We start from the raw sequence: 15,094 nt of genomic DNA, 5'->3' as shown, positions 1-15,094 counted from the left end.
CGAAACCGAGGCCCTCGAGAAAATGAAGGCCCGCATCGAGCATGACCTCTACTACCTCAAAAACTGGTCCATCTGGCTCGACCTCTGGATCATCTTCAAAACCGTCCTCGTCGTCTTCAAAAAAGATAATGCGTATTAGAGATCTCAATCATCTATCCTCTGAATCGGTTTCCACCCGCCTTCGGCTATTTTTGATACGACGATCTCACCCTCGATGACATTTACCGAGCCAACTTTCCTTGTAGCCAACGGCTGATGTCATCAATCTCTTCCGCACATACGGAGTGGGCCATTGGATATTGATGCCATTCCAGCGAATATTTCGCGGACAATAATTTTTCCTTGGAATACATAGCAAGTGCAAGCGGCACTATCGGGTCATGTATACCGTGCATCATTAATATCGGAATCGAAGCATTTACTATGCTTGCCTCCGAATTCAGCATCTCAGCCAGCGGTAAATAACAAGATAGCGCGATAATTCCGGCCAATGGCATAGTTTGCCGTAGCCCGACATGCAATGCCATCGCCCCTCCTTGTGAAAACCCGGCCAGAAAAATATTCCGCGAGGATATTCCTCGCTCAATCTCTCGTTCGATCATTTGATCGATGGCTTTTTGTGAAGCGCGAATACCGGCTTCATCTTGCTGCCACCCAATATCGGCAGCATGAATATCATACCAAGCACGCATGATATAGCCATTGTTAATGCTGACAGGTCGTTCGGGTGCATGCGGAAAAACAAACCGAATCGACACTCCGGAAGGTATGTTTAATTCTTTAACGATTGGAACAAAATCATGACCATCGGCACCTAAACCATGTAACCAAATAACCGCGTACACCGGTTGCGAAGTGCCTATCTCAATTTCAATGGCCGGTAATAAATGAGCCGGGTTATAGATCATACAAAATATACATTTGCACTACATTGACATAAAAAATTGATCGGATAGAATCAGCGGAATTTAAAAACTCAATTATGAAGGAAGCTATGAAACGTAGGGATTTTATTAAACTCATTGGATCAAGCGCATTTTATCTCCCGGTTTCAACTTCAATGGCGACGCAATTACTCTCGTCGAATTTTAATAATTGGATCAGCTATCGCCTGACCTATCACGTTGATCTGCCCACCCAAGGAAAATCCGCTCATTTGTGGTTACCGCTTCCCGATACCAATGAATCCGTTTTCCAGTTTACTCAGGGCAGCAATTGGCATGGTAATGCCAATAAAGCAACATTTACAACACTGGGTACAGGCCGTTTTCCCGTTTTTAAAGCTGAATGGCATGGAAAACAAAAAAGTGATCAGCGTCATGTCACCGTCAGTTGCATCGTAAAAACATCGCATCACACTATTGACCCGTCTTTTTATCATGCCACTCAACATTCCGCATTACCCGCTAGCATCAAGAATTATATCAATCCTACCCATTTGAAACCAACTAATGGCATTGTGCGTGAAACTGCCCATGCAATCATCAGAGATAAAAAAGCCGATGCACCGCTGGAACAAGCCAGAGCAATCTATGATTGGGTAATCAATAATGCGCAATATGATGAAAATACGCGCGGTCGTGGTCAAGGCAATGTCAAATCCATGCTGGAAAGAAATGAACTCAGCGGGAAATGCGTGGATATAAATTCCTTATTTGTAGCGCTTGCCAAGGCTGCCAATATCCCTGCGCGGAACCAATACGGTATTCGCATCAGCGAATCGAAACTGCATCCCAGTATCGGCGAATATGGCGACATCAGCCAATCGCAACATTGCCGGGCTGAATTTTTCTTGGCAGGCCGAGGTTGGATACCGGTCAATCCAGCTGATATTTTACAAGTTTCAAAATTGGAAAATATCGCATTGGATGATCCGCAAATTACCCGTTTAAGAGAACAATTCTTTGGCAGCTGGGAAATGAACTGGCTCACATTCAATCATGCCGACGATTTGACTTTATTCCCTCCGAACACCGGTAAAATACCGTTTTTTATGTATCCATACGCTGAAATTGACGGTCAGTCCGTCGATAATCTGGATTCCGATAATTTTTCTTACAAAATAACCTCGGCGGAATTAATCGGAACAGGTGCAAAATTTTAGCTGACAGTAATTAATGCCAAGATGTATGACAGGATTCATGAAAAAGCATTTAGGGCAACGAAAACCGGCACAGCATCAACATGTGCCATTGATAGAGCAACATATTTCGCTGCAAATGATAGGCTATGCAGTCCGGGGCTGTTGATCCCGGCTCATAGAGCCATCTTAATCGGTAATTTGTTACATAATTTCGTCAAGAGACCGGCACACACCCAGTCATAACGAACGACATCCAACTTTAAACAAGCGCTACAATCCATCATGAACTTCCCCCACAAATGGCGTTTCTTCCGCTCCGGCGGCTTTGATCAAGTACGTCTGGATACCGCCGCCGACTTGAAAGCACTCGGCGAATTGGACCCAAAACTATGGGCGGCGCTGAGCTGTCCGGTCGACAATCTTGAATTTGATGCCAGAACCCTGCAATTAATCGATATCGATCACGATGGTCATATCCGCGTGCCGGAAATTATTGCGGCCACGAACTGGGCGTCTGCCTTGCTGAAAAACCCGGAAGATCTGCTGTATGGCCGTACTGACTTATCCTTGAATGCAATCAACGATAACACAACCGAAGGCGCCACGGTATTGGCATCGGCCAAACACATTCTGCAAAACATTGGAAAAAGCGGTGAATCGATTATTACCATCGAAGATACCGCCGATCTCAGCAGAATTTACGCCAGCACACAGTTCAACGGAGATGGCATTATCCCAGCTGAATCGGCGGATAAAGCCGATGTTCAACAAGTCATCAGAGAAATCATACAGTGCATCGGTTCGGAAACGGATCGTTCCGGTTTACCGGGTATTTCCGAGCAAAAAATCGAGCAATTTTTTACCGAAGCACGCGCTTACTCCGGTTGGTGGCAAACTTCCGAGAAAAATGCACAAAACATCCTACCGTTAGGTGAAACCACCGAAGCTGCCAAAAAGCTGTTAGATCGCATTCAAGCAAAAATCAACGATTACTTCACTCGCTGTCAAATTGCCCAATACGATCAGCGCGCCGCTGAATCGCTCAATCCGGTATTGGCCGAATATGAAGCATTTACAAAAATAGATTTATCGGCTCAATCCCAACAAGTAGCGGTATTGCCGCTGGCAACCATTTCCGCAAATAAATCGCTACCACTCGAAAATGGCATTAACCCGGCTTGGTTCGATGCCATCACCGAATTCAAGAGAACCATTGCCGACCCGTTACTTGGTCCCCAAACCGCGCTCACTTATGCGCAATGGCGACAATTGTGCCAGCAATTTTCCGCGCATCAAGCCTGGCTCGAAACCAAGCAAGGCGCCGCTGTAGAATCGTTAGGAATCAGGCGCGTACGAGAAATTCTTGGCGGCGGCTACCAGCAAAAGTTACTGCATTTGATCGAGCAAGACAAATCGCTTGCCGATACACTTGATGCCATCTATTCCGTCGAGAAGCTGATCCGCCTGCATCGCGATTTGTATCATCTGTTGAACAATTTCGTGTCGTTCCGAGACTTTTACACCGCACAAAATAAAGCCATTTTCCTGGCAGGCTCGTTGTATCTCGATGGTCGCACGTGTGATTTCTGCTTGCGCGTGAGCGATATCAATAAGCACAGCAGCATGGCTAATCTTAGCGGCACTTATCTCGCTTATTGCGAATGCCAGCGTCAAGGTGGTACCGAGAAAATCAACATTGTTGCAGCTTTCACCGACGGTGACGCGGACAACCTGATGATCGGCCGTAACGGTATTTTTTACGACCGCAACAATCAGGATTGGGACGCCACCATCGTCAAAATCATCGAACATCCGATCAGTGTGCGGCAATCGTTCTGGTATCCGTTCAAGCGGATCGGCAAAATGGTCGGTGAGCAACTGGAAAAATTCGCCAGCGCTCGTGAAAAATCAGTACAAGACCAGGCTGCTGTTGGAATCAGCGGCGCCACACAGACGATCGACACGACCAAAACGGCACCCCCTGCACCATTCGATGTAGGCAAGTTCGCCGGGATTTTCGCCGCCATTGGACTTGCTATCGGTGCAATCGGCACTGCCGTCGCGTCGATTGTCACCGGCTTCATCAGCTTGACATGGTGGCAAATGCCATTGACTATCCTGAGCATCATTCTCGTGATCTCCGGCCCATCAATGTTGCTGGCGTATCTAAAATTACGTAAACGCAACCTGGCGCCATTACTCGATGGCAACGGCTGGGCAGTTAACACCCGCGCTATTATCAATATTCCTTTCGGCGCATCATTGACCAAGCTCGCCACCCTGCCGCCAGGCGCGCAGCGCTCCTTGGCCGACCCTTATGCGGAAAAACAGCGCCCTTGGAAGCTTTATCTTATTGTATTGATGCTGCTGACTACTATCGCGATACTGTGGCAGCACGGCGCTTTCGATCAATTGGTGCAATCATTCTCGAAAAATACCGATTCCGCTGAACAGCCCGCTGGAGCGCAACCAAGCACCGCAGCAGCAACCGCACCATCGGAAGCTGCCAAAGAAAACAACAAGCTACCGGCCATTGCTACCGAAGCAGTCACATTACCAACCGAAACCACACATAAACAATCTGCTCCGATGCCTGCAACGAAACCAATGGCTCGTTAATCGTAAAAATTACCGGGCGGTTGCAATACATCCATGCAACCGCTATGCGCCTTTGGTGGACTCACTCCCATTCAGAAGACAAAACTATCCTGCTGACAAAACCCACTCTGCTTCTGCCGTCACTTGTCTGATCGAGCATTCTGTTCCAAATTTATTGATGTTATTCGCGATCGCATCAACTCAGAAAAACCATAGTGTGATTGGCAGCGGCGATAATTCTCCAAGAATTTCTCTAAAAAAAATGACAGTTATGTCGCTATAACACTCCGCTTTGCTTGTAGCAACTTCGATTCATTAACATCAAGTAGAAAGGAGCGTCAGAATATGGAAGGATTGATTGTTGAACCTTCAAGAACCTATCAAAGACTTCTGTCTTCTGCCATTGAATCGGGAGGTCTCGAAACAAAACAAGTTTCAACCGGCAACGAAGCGCTAACACTCCTAAAGCAACAATCATTCGATCTGGTTTTTATCGCAACCCATTTACAAGATATGGATGGCGCCATGTTTTCGTCACAACTGCGCGCTGATTCAAGAACCCGGCAAATACCACTGGTAATGATTACTGCCAATGAAGACAAGAAACTTCAGGATGAAGCATACTCAGCCGGTGTAACCGAAATATTCGCAAAGCATGAACTGGACAAAATTACCAGCTATGCTGCTCAATTCTCAAGAAAAAAATACAAAAAAACAATGAGTGGTCGCATCTTGTATCTTGAAGACAACCTCTCTTCCGCAAATTCAACCTCCAAATTTCTTAGCGACTGCGGTTATACTGTTGATCATTTCGCCAGCGGCGAAGAAGGTCTGCAAGCTTTCCAAAACAACCCGTACGATCTAGTGCTGACCGATATATTACTCAAAGGCAGATTAAACGGACACAGCATTGTCAAAACGATACGGAACCTGGACAACGACAAGAAATTCGTGCCATTGCTGGTATTTTCAGTCCTGAATGATGTCGCAAGCAAAATTGAACTACTGCGTTCCGGCGTCAATGATTATGTCAGCAAGCCCGTTATTCATGAAGAATTATTAACGCGCGCCAATAATCTGATCACCAGTAAGAAGCTCGCTGATAAAACAACCGCGCAACAATTTCGAGTACAGGAATTAGCGCTAAAAGATCAATTAACCGGCTTGTATAATCGTACTTTTCTATTCGAAACCGCGCCTTCCAGACTCCGCGAAGCCACTCGGCATGGCATCGCATTTAGTCTGATAGTGATCGACATCGATAAATTCAAATCGATTAATGAATTTCACGGTTATACACATGGCGATACCGTGCTTAAAGCAGTCGCCGCAGCCATTACACAATCGATTCGTAAGGAAGATGTTGCGACGCGCTATGGCGAAGATGAGTTCGTCCTGATCACGTTACACTGCGATATTTCAAATGCTTTGACTATCGCGGAAAAAATCCGCTGTGTCATTGAAAAACAACAGCCGGCAGGGCTCAATATTTCCGCCAGTTTTGGCGTCGCGGAATTACGTCAAAACTTCCAAGTGGAGTTTCCTGAACTATTGAATGCCGCCACCGAGGCCGCCCATCAAGCAAAATTGAAAGGCGGTAACCTTGTGATTTCTCATTATTTATAAATAATTGCAAATCAACCTGCCGGATCGATTGGTACCTGGCGTTGCTGCGCATTAGCAACGATTGCTTGTTTTAACTTGAGAATCTCGGGTTGATTGAGCGTTTCTGTTTTCAATAACCCTTCGGCAGTTTGCTCAAGCAAACTCCGGTTATTCTGAAGGATGCCTATTGCACGCTCTAGCGCCTGATCAACCAGTATTCGTATCGCGCTATCAATTTTATTGGCGGTCTCCTCGCTATAATTCCTGCTTTGCGGCAATGGAAAACTCGGCTGCAAAAAGGCAGATTGATCCCGATCGTAGGCTACATTACCCAGCGCTTCACTCATACCGTAACGTAACACCATCGCACGAGCGATATCCGTTGCACGTACCAAATCATCCGCCGCACCGGTTGAAACTTCATCACACACGACCTGTTCGGCCGCTCGGCCACCGAGTAGTACCGCCATCTTATTCAACAATTCCACCCGGGTCATTAAAAAGCGATCTTCCGTCGGGCGTTGAATGGTATACCCCAAAGCACCCACTCCTCGCGGTATGATCGATACTTTATGGACCTCATCACTACCGGGCAAAGCTAAAGCCACCATTGCATGGCCTAGTTCGTGAAATGCTACGACCCGCCGCTCATCGGGATTCAACAAACGATTCCGTTTTTCCAGACCGGCGACAATCCGCTCAATGGCATTATTAAAATCTTCCATAGTGACGGCTGAAGCGGCTCGGCGTGTTGCAAGCAATGCGGCCTCATTGACCAGATTCGCCAAATCCGCGCCGGTAAAACCCGGCGTTAATGCGGCAATCTGCTCGATTTTGACATCATTAAACAGTTTAACCTTTTTGATATGTACAGCAAGAATTTGCTCGCGTCCGATTTTGTCCGGACGATCCACCAAGACTTGCCGGTCAAACCGCCCCGCTCGCAGTAATGCCGGATCGAGAATTTCCGGGCGATTGGTCGCTGCCAGTAGCACGATGCCACTACTCGAATCAAAACCATCCAATTCCGCTAACAATTGATTCAGCGTTTGTTCTTTTTCATCATGCCCACCGCTTAATCCTCCGTAAGCACCGCGTGCACGACCCAAAGCATCCAACTCGTCGATAAATATGATCGCTGGTGCCATCTGCCGGGCTTGCTCAAATAAATCGCGGACCCTGGCGGCACCAACACCGACAAACATTTCCACAAACTCCGAGCCGGAAATGGAAAAAAATGGCACGCCTGCTTCGCCGGCGACAGCTCGCGCCAATAACGTTTTGCCGGTACCGGGCGGCCCCACCAATAAAATACCCTTCGGCACCCGTCCGCCCAGGCGTCCATAGTCTGCGGGATTCTTAAGGAAATTGATAATTTCCACTAATTCGTCTTTTGCTTCGTCGACGCCGGCAACATCGTCAAATGTTACTTTGGTTTCTTTCTCGACAAAAACCTTGGCGCGGCTTTTACCGATCGACATCAAACCACTGCCCATACCGCTACCCATCCGGCGAATGATAAACAACCAAATGCCAATGAAAATTGCTGTCGGAACAATCCAGGAAAGCAGATCACGCAGCCAAGTACTTTGCACCACGCCGGTATAAACCACATGATACTTGTCCAGCATCTCGGCAAACTCAGGATCTACCCTGGTGGTTACAAATTCTTTAAAACCATCAGCATGTTTTTCTTTCAGAGTGCCTATGATTTGATTCTCGGTAATAGCAATCTCAGCGACTTGCCCTTGCTCCAATAGATGCTGAAAGCGGCTATACGGTATGGGCTCAATCTGGGTATAACGTTGATAAAAACTTTGAATCAGCAACAAACTCAGTAACGCCACGATAACGAACCAGAAGTTAAGATGCGTTTTATTGTCCATTAATTAACCTCCAATTATGATCGGCAAGCATTATTGATGCATGTTCTCTATTTTCACGGCTCACTTGCATGAGATACCTCGAAGCTTAGTACTCATAAAAGCCCATCTTAATCTTAATCAAGTACTAAAGATTGTTTAACTTAAAAAAAGAATATTAAGTATAATTTTCCACCAGTACAAATAAGAATATTCTGACGTCATTTATGTAACTGATCTTTGCTTAATAAATGAGAATAACCCGTTCAAAGATAGATCGCATTCCAACTTCGGTAATCTCGAAGCATTAATATGCCGGATCAATTACAAAAAAATAACATACTGTAGATCTCTCGAGTTTATCTGATCAAACCTAAATAAATTGTATCTTTTCCCGTATTAAGTAAATCACATACAATTTAACCTCAATAACAATAATGTGAATCACCAGCCACCCTCTACCAATCATTCTCTCGCGCTGTTAACCGAACAAGTTAAACTGCTCTACCAGCAAGCTCCAAGAGCGCTGATTGTTACTTTAATCATCGCAGTTACTTTGGTATACGTTTATTGGAATTATGTCGCAAAAGAATGGCTTCTTAGTTGGCTTGCAGCTATTGTTCTACTTACCTCGGTCAGATTCCTGCTGGTCCGGTCATATTTTCGAATTAAACCACCAATGGTCGACTCAGCGCGCTGGGGGCGATGGTTTATGATCGGTGTAGCATTATCCGGTTTACTATGGGGTACTGCCGGCGGTATTCTTTTTGTGGATGATAGTGAAGCACATCAATTCTTTTTGGCGTACTTGCTGGGTGGCTTGGTTGCTGGTGCAATGGCGACCTTATCGTATTATAAAGGAGCTTTCCTAACCTTTTCCATACCAGCCGTTCTACCATTTTCTTTTCAAGTCATCACTCATGACACTGGAACTCAGATAGTTGTCGTGCTGACATTCTTGCTGTTTACCGCCGCGATGGGCAGCATCTCGCACCAGCTATATCAGACGATGGTTGCCTCATTGAAGCTTCGTTTTGACAATTTCGATCTCCTCAAACGCTTAATACAGACAAAAAATGATTTGGAACAGCGTGTTACAGAACGAACCGAAGCGCTCACCACCGCCAACAATATCCTGCATCAGGAAAAAGAATTGTTCCAAGTCACTTTGGCAAGCATCGGGGACGCAGTCATCACAACGGATGCCGCCGGAAAAATCACTTTCTTAAACCCTATTGCCGAAATTTTTACCGGCTGGAGTAACCGGGAAGCACAAAACACATTTTTGCAACAAATCTTGAATATCCTAGATCCATCTACACGAGAACCGATTGCCGATCCGCTGGCCGAGCATTTTAATGGTTCCGAAAATGGATATGTTCATCGCGAGTGTCTTCTGATCCGGCGCGATCAAAAGGAATGGATTATTGATTATTCCGTAGCACCAATCCGAAACAAAGAAAAGCAAATTATCGGCACAGTATTAACCTTCCGCGACGTGACGGAACAGCGCAAATTGACTCAGAAGCTTGCTTATCAAGCAGCACACGATTCTCTGACCGGCTTACTCAACCGTAAAGAATTCGAAAACCGACTGAGCAAGATTTTAAAATCGACCCGTAAAAATGACACTCATGCACTGCTATATCTCGATTTGGATCAATTCAAAATTATCAATGACACCTGCGGACACAGCGCAGGCGATGAGTTATTGCGTCAAATCACTGCATTACTGCATGCCAAGCTACGAACTAGAGATACACTTGCACGCTTAGGCGGAGACGAGTTCGGCATCATTCTGGAACATTGTCCGCAAACTGAAGCCATACAAGTAGCGAATATCCTGCGAGAGTTGGTACAGAATTTCCGCTTTCAGTGGCAAGGACAAACATTCACAATTGGTGTAAGCATCGGATTGTTTCCTATCGTACATACCAATCAAGGATTGACACAAGCGTTGAATGCCGCGGACAGTGCTTGCTATGCGGCAAAAGAACAGGGACGCAACCGTGTACATGTTTATCAAGCCACCACACCGCCGCAAGCATCCGTTGAAACACAATGGGTGCCGCGTATTCAACAGGCTCTGGCGGAACAACGTTTTTGCCTTTTTTATCAACCGATCCGGTTGATATCCACGAATGGAAATCACGAACAACATGGTGAAATATTGCTGCGGTTAAAGGATGAACATGGTCAATTTATAATACCCGGCGCATTCCTCCCCGCCGCTGACCGTCACGACCAAATGCTGCTGATTGATCGATGGGTCGTACAGCAATCGTTACAATTGATCAAAGTACACACTGACGTCCAATCCAACACGGTCTATACCATCAATATTTCAGCGCGTGCGCTTGAAGATGCGGAGTTTCTGGATTTCACGATCAACCATATCAAAACCAGCCGAGTCAATCCAGCGTCTATCTGTTTCGAAATTAGCGAGCAAGTCGCGCTAACCGATATCAATCATGTCGTACGATTTGTCACCGCTTTAAAGGATTTAGGATGCCGTTTTTCCATCGACGATTTTAGTGGCAACCTGTCAACGTTTAATTTTATAAAAGATATTCCATTAGACTACCTGAAAATTGACGGGCGGTTAATCAAGAATATTGCGGCAGACCCGGTTAATCAAGCTATGGTGGAATCGATCCATCATATCGGTCATGTGATGCGTTTAAAAACAATCGCTGTTTGGGTGGAAAACGGTCAAACGATGCAAGCTTTGGAAAATATCGGCGTTGATTATGCGCAAGGTTATTGGGTCGCCGAACCGAGCGCATTCAATACAAACTCATCGATACCGGAATGAATGAAAGCGAATCTAATTGCCTGCTGCAATAAAAATTCAATCCACGCCCATGCCTGTAACAGCTAAACGTGGATTGATCGCAATTAATTCAGACTACGTGAACTCAAACTTCACATTTCCATGAATCATTTTGTTGAAGAAACAGTCCTGCCGTTCAGATTCTGAGTTTTCCTTACGTTATTGCTGTAAAACCCTTTCATCTGATCAAGCTGTGCTGCGGAAATGGTTATCGGATCCAGCATCAGATACCACTGCACGCCCTCGCTGCAAGGTGGTGTTGTCAAAGAGCCGGCTAAAGATACATAATCAAATTTCTGATGACGAAGCGAAGGCAGTAGTGTTGTCGGATCAATCGCGATACCGGTATCGGGATTTTGTCCCCCTTCGGTAGTTGGCATATTGTTTAAAATCGTTTGCATGGTCGCATTTTCTGCGCCAAGATTTATCGCCACTCCCAGCACAATCAACCTTCCATCTTGTCCGACGTGTACGAAATGTAACTCAGCTGGAAACTTTTCCCCGCCAACCGCATGCTCGCTGGGTTCGTGAAAATGAAACTGAACCAAAGGAAACGATTCTTCACCTATCTTTAATTCACCTTTATAACCGGACGAAGTATTGACCTGTATTGCATGACCCGTATTAAAGAAAACAGGCTTGCTATCAACATCATACCAAATTTCAAGATTGTTCAACTTTCTGGTGTTATCAATTTTTGCTTCAGCAAAATCAACGGGGGACTGATGGGCGCCGATACTACATTCTGCGAAGGGGTAATTTAATGGAATAACGGTTTGAGACGAATCTTCAATCGCGCCCCAATGATCTTGTTCATCATGATTCCAAGGCGGTGCGGCAACGATTGTGGACGCATAGCATGTAACCATCATGGCGATCAAACTGCTGAGTGTTTTATTTATCATCGATAGCTCCTAGTTATATCAACCGTAATTCAACATGTATGTTTTTTGCAATAATCAACCATCGGAGGCTTTTTATCCGATTCCCCTGTTGGGGCAGGTTTGGAGCTTTCTTTGGTAGTCGATGTAGTCGACGGAGAGGTTGTAACTGTTGATTTGTCGCTAGTGGATGAATTCGCTCGATCACCGCCTGTTTCCGCTAAACAGGACACACTGCTAAACAAGATTGCGGCTATTAAAATTTTCAAAGACATGATTTCCTCATCGAAAAATTGATCTTTTCATTCATATTCGAACATCTGGTAAAAGCTGCTCAGCACGATTCTAGCCAAAATACAGAAGAATGATATACGTGCAAATACGTATATAGATCAAACAACAATCTTGATCAATTAAACAGATTTCTCAAGATATTCAATGGTTAAACCTGAAATTTTAGGAATACCAAGAAACGATGGATAAGCTTCGACACGACCGGTACCGCGATAGCCGCGGCGGTGATAAAACGCAATCAACTCAGGCCGCTGCGATATTACAAACATCACCAGCTTTCGCGCACCCAGTGATTGATAAGCAAATACTTCCGCCTGCATGAGCATGAATTTTCCGAGTCCATGCTGCTGGAGACTTGGATGAACCGAAAAAAAGCCGATATAGGCATGTTCTTTTTCTTGCGCGACATAAATACATGACGCCAGCAGCTGTGGCAACTGCGCGATCAGAAAGCATCCGTTCGGATTGATAAGTGTATTTTCAATTTCCTGACGATTGGTGCGATCGCCTTCAATAATAGCTGCCTCGGTCGTCCAGCCATCTGTACCACGATACGTCAAATTAATTAAATCACTGATAGCTTGTGCTTGATGAAAAGCGGCTTTAGCAACATGAATGGAGGATAGATTAATGTTACCCCTCAAATTTCTATCAGCCGATTCCCAATGTCGGACTCTTGGTCAGTGCGACCAGTACAATATAGATAAACACACACTGTGCAGCCACCCATGCACTGATCCTGCTGGCACGGGTTCTACCAAAGCGCATCGCCACCATACCCAATCCGATATACAACAACAAACCGCATACTTTGGCAGTCAACCATCCGTGTTCAAGCGGATTCTGTTGAATCGCCAGTGCCAGTAAGATTGCACTAGTCAGCAATAGCGTATCATTGATATGCGGAAGAATCTTGACCCAGCGTTGACGAAGATTCGCCGAATCCTGGATCAACCAAATACCGCGCAAGAAAAATAATGAAAAACTTAAAACCACGCTACTGACATGAACCATTTTCAGAAGTGCGTAATCCATGATCAAAATCCGATCAACCAACCATGGCTACCTGCCACAGCACCGGCAATAGTGAGCAAACTCAAGATCAATAGAAACAGGTGCTTGCGCTGAATCCTGATGAATGTTTCAGACGTCACCTCCAGTTGCCCCGACAATGGCGCTGACACAGCCACCCGCCGACGGTTGCGAGGCTCCAGCACAAACAGCATTACACTGAAAAATAACCAGATCAATACCATCGCATGCATCCACCAGTATTGCCACTGTGTAAACCGTTGCCAAGCATCCAATGCGTACACCATGTAAAAGCCGCTCACACCGACCAACAGCGTGGAAATTCGCGCCTGCATGGCAAACCGCTGGCGAAATCCGGAGAAAAACCTCATCGCCTCAGCCGCGGATTGCATGCGCGCAAGTGTCGGCAGCAACACGGTGGTCACCATCGCAACACCACCAATCCAAAAAACAACACCCAGCACATGCAATACTCTGGCAATCACCAATTCATCCATAATATTCTCTTGCCGCTTTTTTTAAACTTCCGGGACTCTTGAATCCGAATAACTCGCAATAATTACAAGCAGTGCTGTCATTCCGTTTAATGATTCACAAAAATACCAATCCAATAAACGTTATTCACTTGCCGAAGCCCAAGCTTCGGCTTCGTTATAATCATGAAATGCTGCTACATTGGCGTTTATAAACAGATTAAACACCCAGGCACCCCACGCTTGCCATTCATCATCGGTCACAATAGCAACCCGGCTAAATTCGCTACCATGATCGCGCATGAATTTAACCTCCTCCCAGGCGACATCCACCGTGTAACTCAGCATATCCCGCCAATCAAATAATAAGTTGGCTTTCCCATCGAAATGCGGCTTATATAACACTTGCTGTTCAAATTCGTGATAATCGGTCAGTGTGAATTCGCCGATGATCGCAACAATAACGAGATTGTCTTTCTTCTGAATTGTAATCATGACTCCCCCTTTTGTAGTAACAGCTTCATCATAGGCAATTAAACCGCACGGTGCAAATTTCGCGTACCAGAAACAGCAACAAAGTTACTTTTGCGCAACAACGGGTATTCGTTTCAAACCCCAAATTCCGCTGAGCAATCCGCCTAGAATGATCAATCCCATTCCAAGCCATGCCACAGGCGGCAAGATTTCATTCCAAAGCAAAATACCCCAAACACAAGCGAACAACACGGTGCTATATCCCAACGAAGATACCACCAACGTAGCGCCGCGGTGATAGGCGCGTGTCATAGCCAGCTGCGCCAGAGTAGCGGTAAGACCAGTGCCGAGTAACAACAAAAACCCATCCCAAGAAATCGGACTGAAATTGGTAAACAACAACCACACGCCGGTAATTAAAGTACTAATCAAAGTAAAGTAAAACACCACATGCCATTCGGATTCCCCTAAACGACCCAGTTGCTTAACGTGCATATAGGCTAATGCGCCAAAGAAGCCGGATGCGATGCCCATCAAACCGGCAAACCACTGATCTTCAGGCACGCTTGGCCGCAACAACAGAATGACACCGACAAAACCAAGCAAGATCGCCCAAACCAGAGGCCAGTGAATGTGCTCTTTCAGAACAAAAGTCGATAAGAATGCAGCAAAAAGAGGCCAGGTGTAATTGAGCGAAACAGCAGTTGCCAACGGCAACTGCGTTAAGCAGTAAAAAAACATCAATAAACTGACCAAACCTGTAATACTGCGGCGAAAATGCATGCGCCAATGAGGTGTCCGCACCGACAATCGATAGTACCGGATAATCCAGTACGTTATCCACACGCCGAACATGGAGCGATAGAATACCAGCTCGGTACTGGAAAAATAAGAAGCGCTCAATTTGACAAGCACCCCCATGCAAGCGAACATGAAAGCGGCCGCCAGCATCCACAAGG

General features: G+C 45.8%; 13 protein-coding genes. 5 read left to right on the top strand and 8 right to left on the bottom strand.

The window, feature by feature from the left end; all coding sequences use genetic code 11:
• Positions 1-22 precede the first annotated feature (22 nt).
• Complete coding sequence (locus KF839_RS02925) at positions 23-139, top strand: sugar transferase (protein ID WP_374565840.1); 117 nt, start codon at positions 23-25, stop codon at positions 137-139.
• A gap of 82 nt (positions 140-221) precedes the next feature.
• Here KF839_RS02925 and KF839_RS02920 read toward each other — a convergent pair whose 3' ends face one another.
• The gene (locus tag KF839_RS02920; RefSeq protein WP_292916325.1) at positions 222-908 is read right to left on the bottom strand and encodes an alpha/beta hydrolase; all 687 of its coding nucleotides are present in this window, start codon (positions 906-908) and stop codon (positions 222-224) included.
• A gap of 86 nt (positions 909-994) precedes the next feature.
• Here KF839_RS02920 and KF839_RS02915 point away from each other — a divergent pair, with 86 nt between their 5' ends.
• The 3 genes from KF839_RS02915 to KF839_RS02905 all read left to right on the top strand — a co-directional run bounded on the left by KF839_RS02915 (position 995) and on the right by KF839_RS02905 (position 6,307).
• A complete protein-coding gene (locus tag KF839_RS02915; RefSeq protein WP_292916324.1) occupies positions 995-2,104 on the top strand; it encodes a transglutaminase-like domain-containing protein in 1,110 nt (369 codons plus the stop codon).
• Positions 2,105-2,365: 261 nt separating this feature from the next.
• Positions 2,366-4,702, top strand: a complete 2,337-nt coding sequence (locus KF839_RS02910; protein ID WP_292916323.1) for a hypothetical protein — start codon at positions 2,366-2,368, stop codon at positions 4,700-4,702.
• A 324-nt stretch (positions 4,703-5,026) separates the two neighbouring features.
• Positions 5,027-6,307, top strand: coding sequence for a diguanylate cyclase (locus KF839_RS02905; RefSeq protein ID WP_292916322.1), 1,281 nt, complete (start codon positions 5,027-5,029; stop codon positions 6,305-6,307).
• Between the two features lie 11 nt (positions 6,308-6,318).
• Here the strand turns inward: KF839_RS02905 and ftsH are convergent, their stop codons facing one another.
• Positions 6,319-8,172, bottom strand: a complete 1,854-nt coding sequence (ftsH, locus tag KF839_RS02900) for an ATP-dependent zinc metalloprotease FtsH (RefSeq protein ID WP_292916321.1) — start codon at positions 8,170-8,172, stop codon at positions 6,319-6,321.
• 415 nt (positions 8,173-8,587) lie between these two features.
• Between ftsH and KF839_RS02895 the strand changes: the two genes are divergently transcribed.
• Complete coding sequence (locus KF839_RS02895) at positions 8,588-10,963, top strand: EAL domain-containing protein (protein WP_292916320.1); 2,376 nt, start codon at positions 8,588-8,590, stop codon at positions 10,961-10,963.
• A 125-nt stretch (positions 10,964-11,088) separates the two neighbouring features.
• Here the strand turns inward: KF839_RS02895 and KF839_RS02890 are convergent, their stop codons facing one another.
• The 6 genes from KF839_RS02890 to KF839_RS02865 all read right to left on the bottom strand — a co-directional run bounded on the left by KF839_RS02890 (position 11,089) and on the right by KF839_RS02865 (position 15,086).
• Positions 11,089-11,886, bottom strand: a complete 798-nt coding sequence (locus tag KF839_RS02890) for a carbonic anhydrase (RefSeq protein ID WP_292916319.1) — start codon at positions 11,884-11,886, stop codon at positions 11,089-11,091.
• 389 nt (positions 11,887-12,275) lie between these two features.
• The gene (locus KF839_RS02885; protein WP_292916318.1) at positions 12,276-12,800 is read right to left on the bottom strand and encodes a GNAT family N-acetyltransferase; all 525 of its coding nucleotides are present in this window, start codon (positions 12,798-12,800) and stop codon (positions 12,276-12,278) included.
• Between the two features lie 7 nt (positions 12,801-12,807).
• On the bottom strand, positions 12,808-13,191 hold the full coding sequence (locus KF839_RS02880; protein WP_292916317.1) for a SirB2 family protein: 384 nt from the start codon (positions 13,189-13,191) through the stop codon (positions 12,808-12,810).
• A 2-nt stretch (positions 13,192-13,193) separates the two neighbouring features.
• Positions 13,194-13,685: a hypothetical protein gene (locus KF839_RS02875; RefSeq protein WP_292916316.1), complete on the bottom strand. Its 492-nt coding sequence runs from the start codon at positions 13,683-13,685 to the stop codon at positions 13,194-13,196.
• Between the two features lie 120 nt (positions 13,686-13,805).
• Entirely contained in the window at positions 13,806-14,156 is a 351-nt protein-coding gene (locus tag KF839_RS02870; RefSeq protein WP_292916315.1) for a SpoIIAA family protein, read from the bottom strand.
• Between the two features lie 84 nt (positions 14,157-14,240).
• Positions 14,241-15,086, bottom strand: coding sequence for a DMT family transporter (locus KF839_RS02865; protein WP_292916330.1), 846 nt, complete (start codon positions 15,084-15,086; stop codon positions 14,241-14,243).
• Between the last annotated feature and the right edge of the window lie 8 nt (positions 15,087-15,094).

Source organism: Nitrosomonas sp. (genome assembly GCF_019635155.1).
Taxonomy (GTDB): Bacteria; Pseudomonadota; Gammaproteobacteria; order Burkholderiales; family Nitrosomonadaceae; genus Nitrosomonas.
This window is presented reverse-complemented; position numbering and strand designations above follow the sequence as displayed.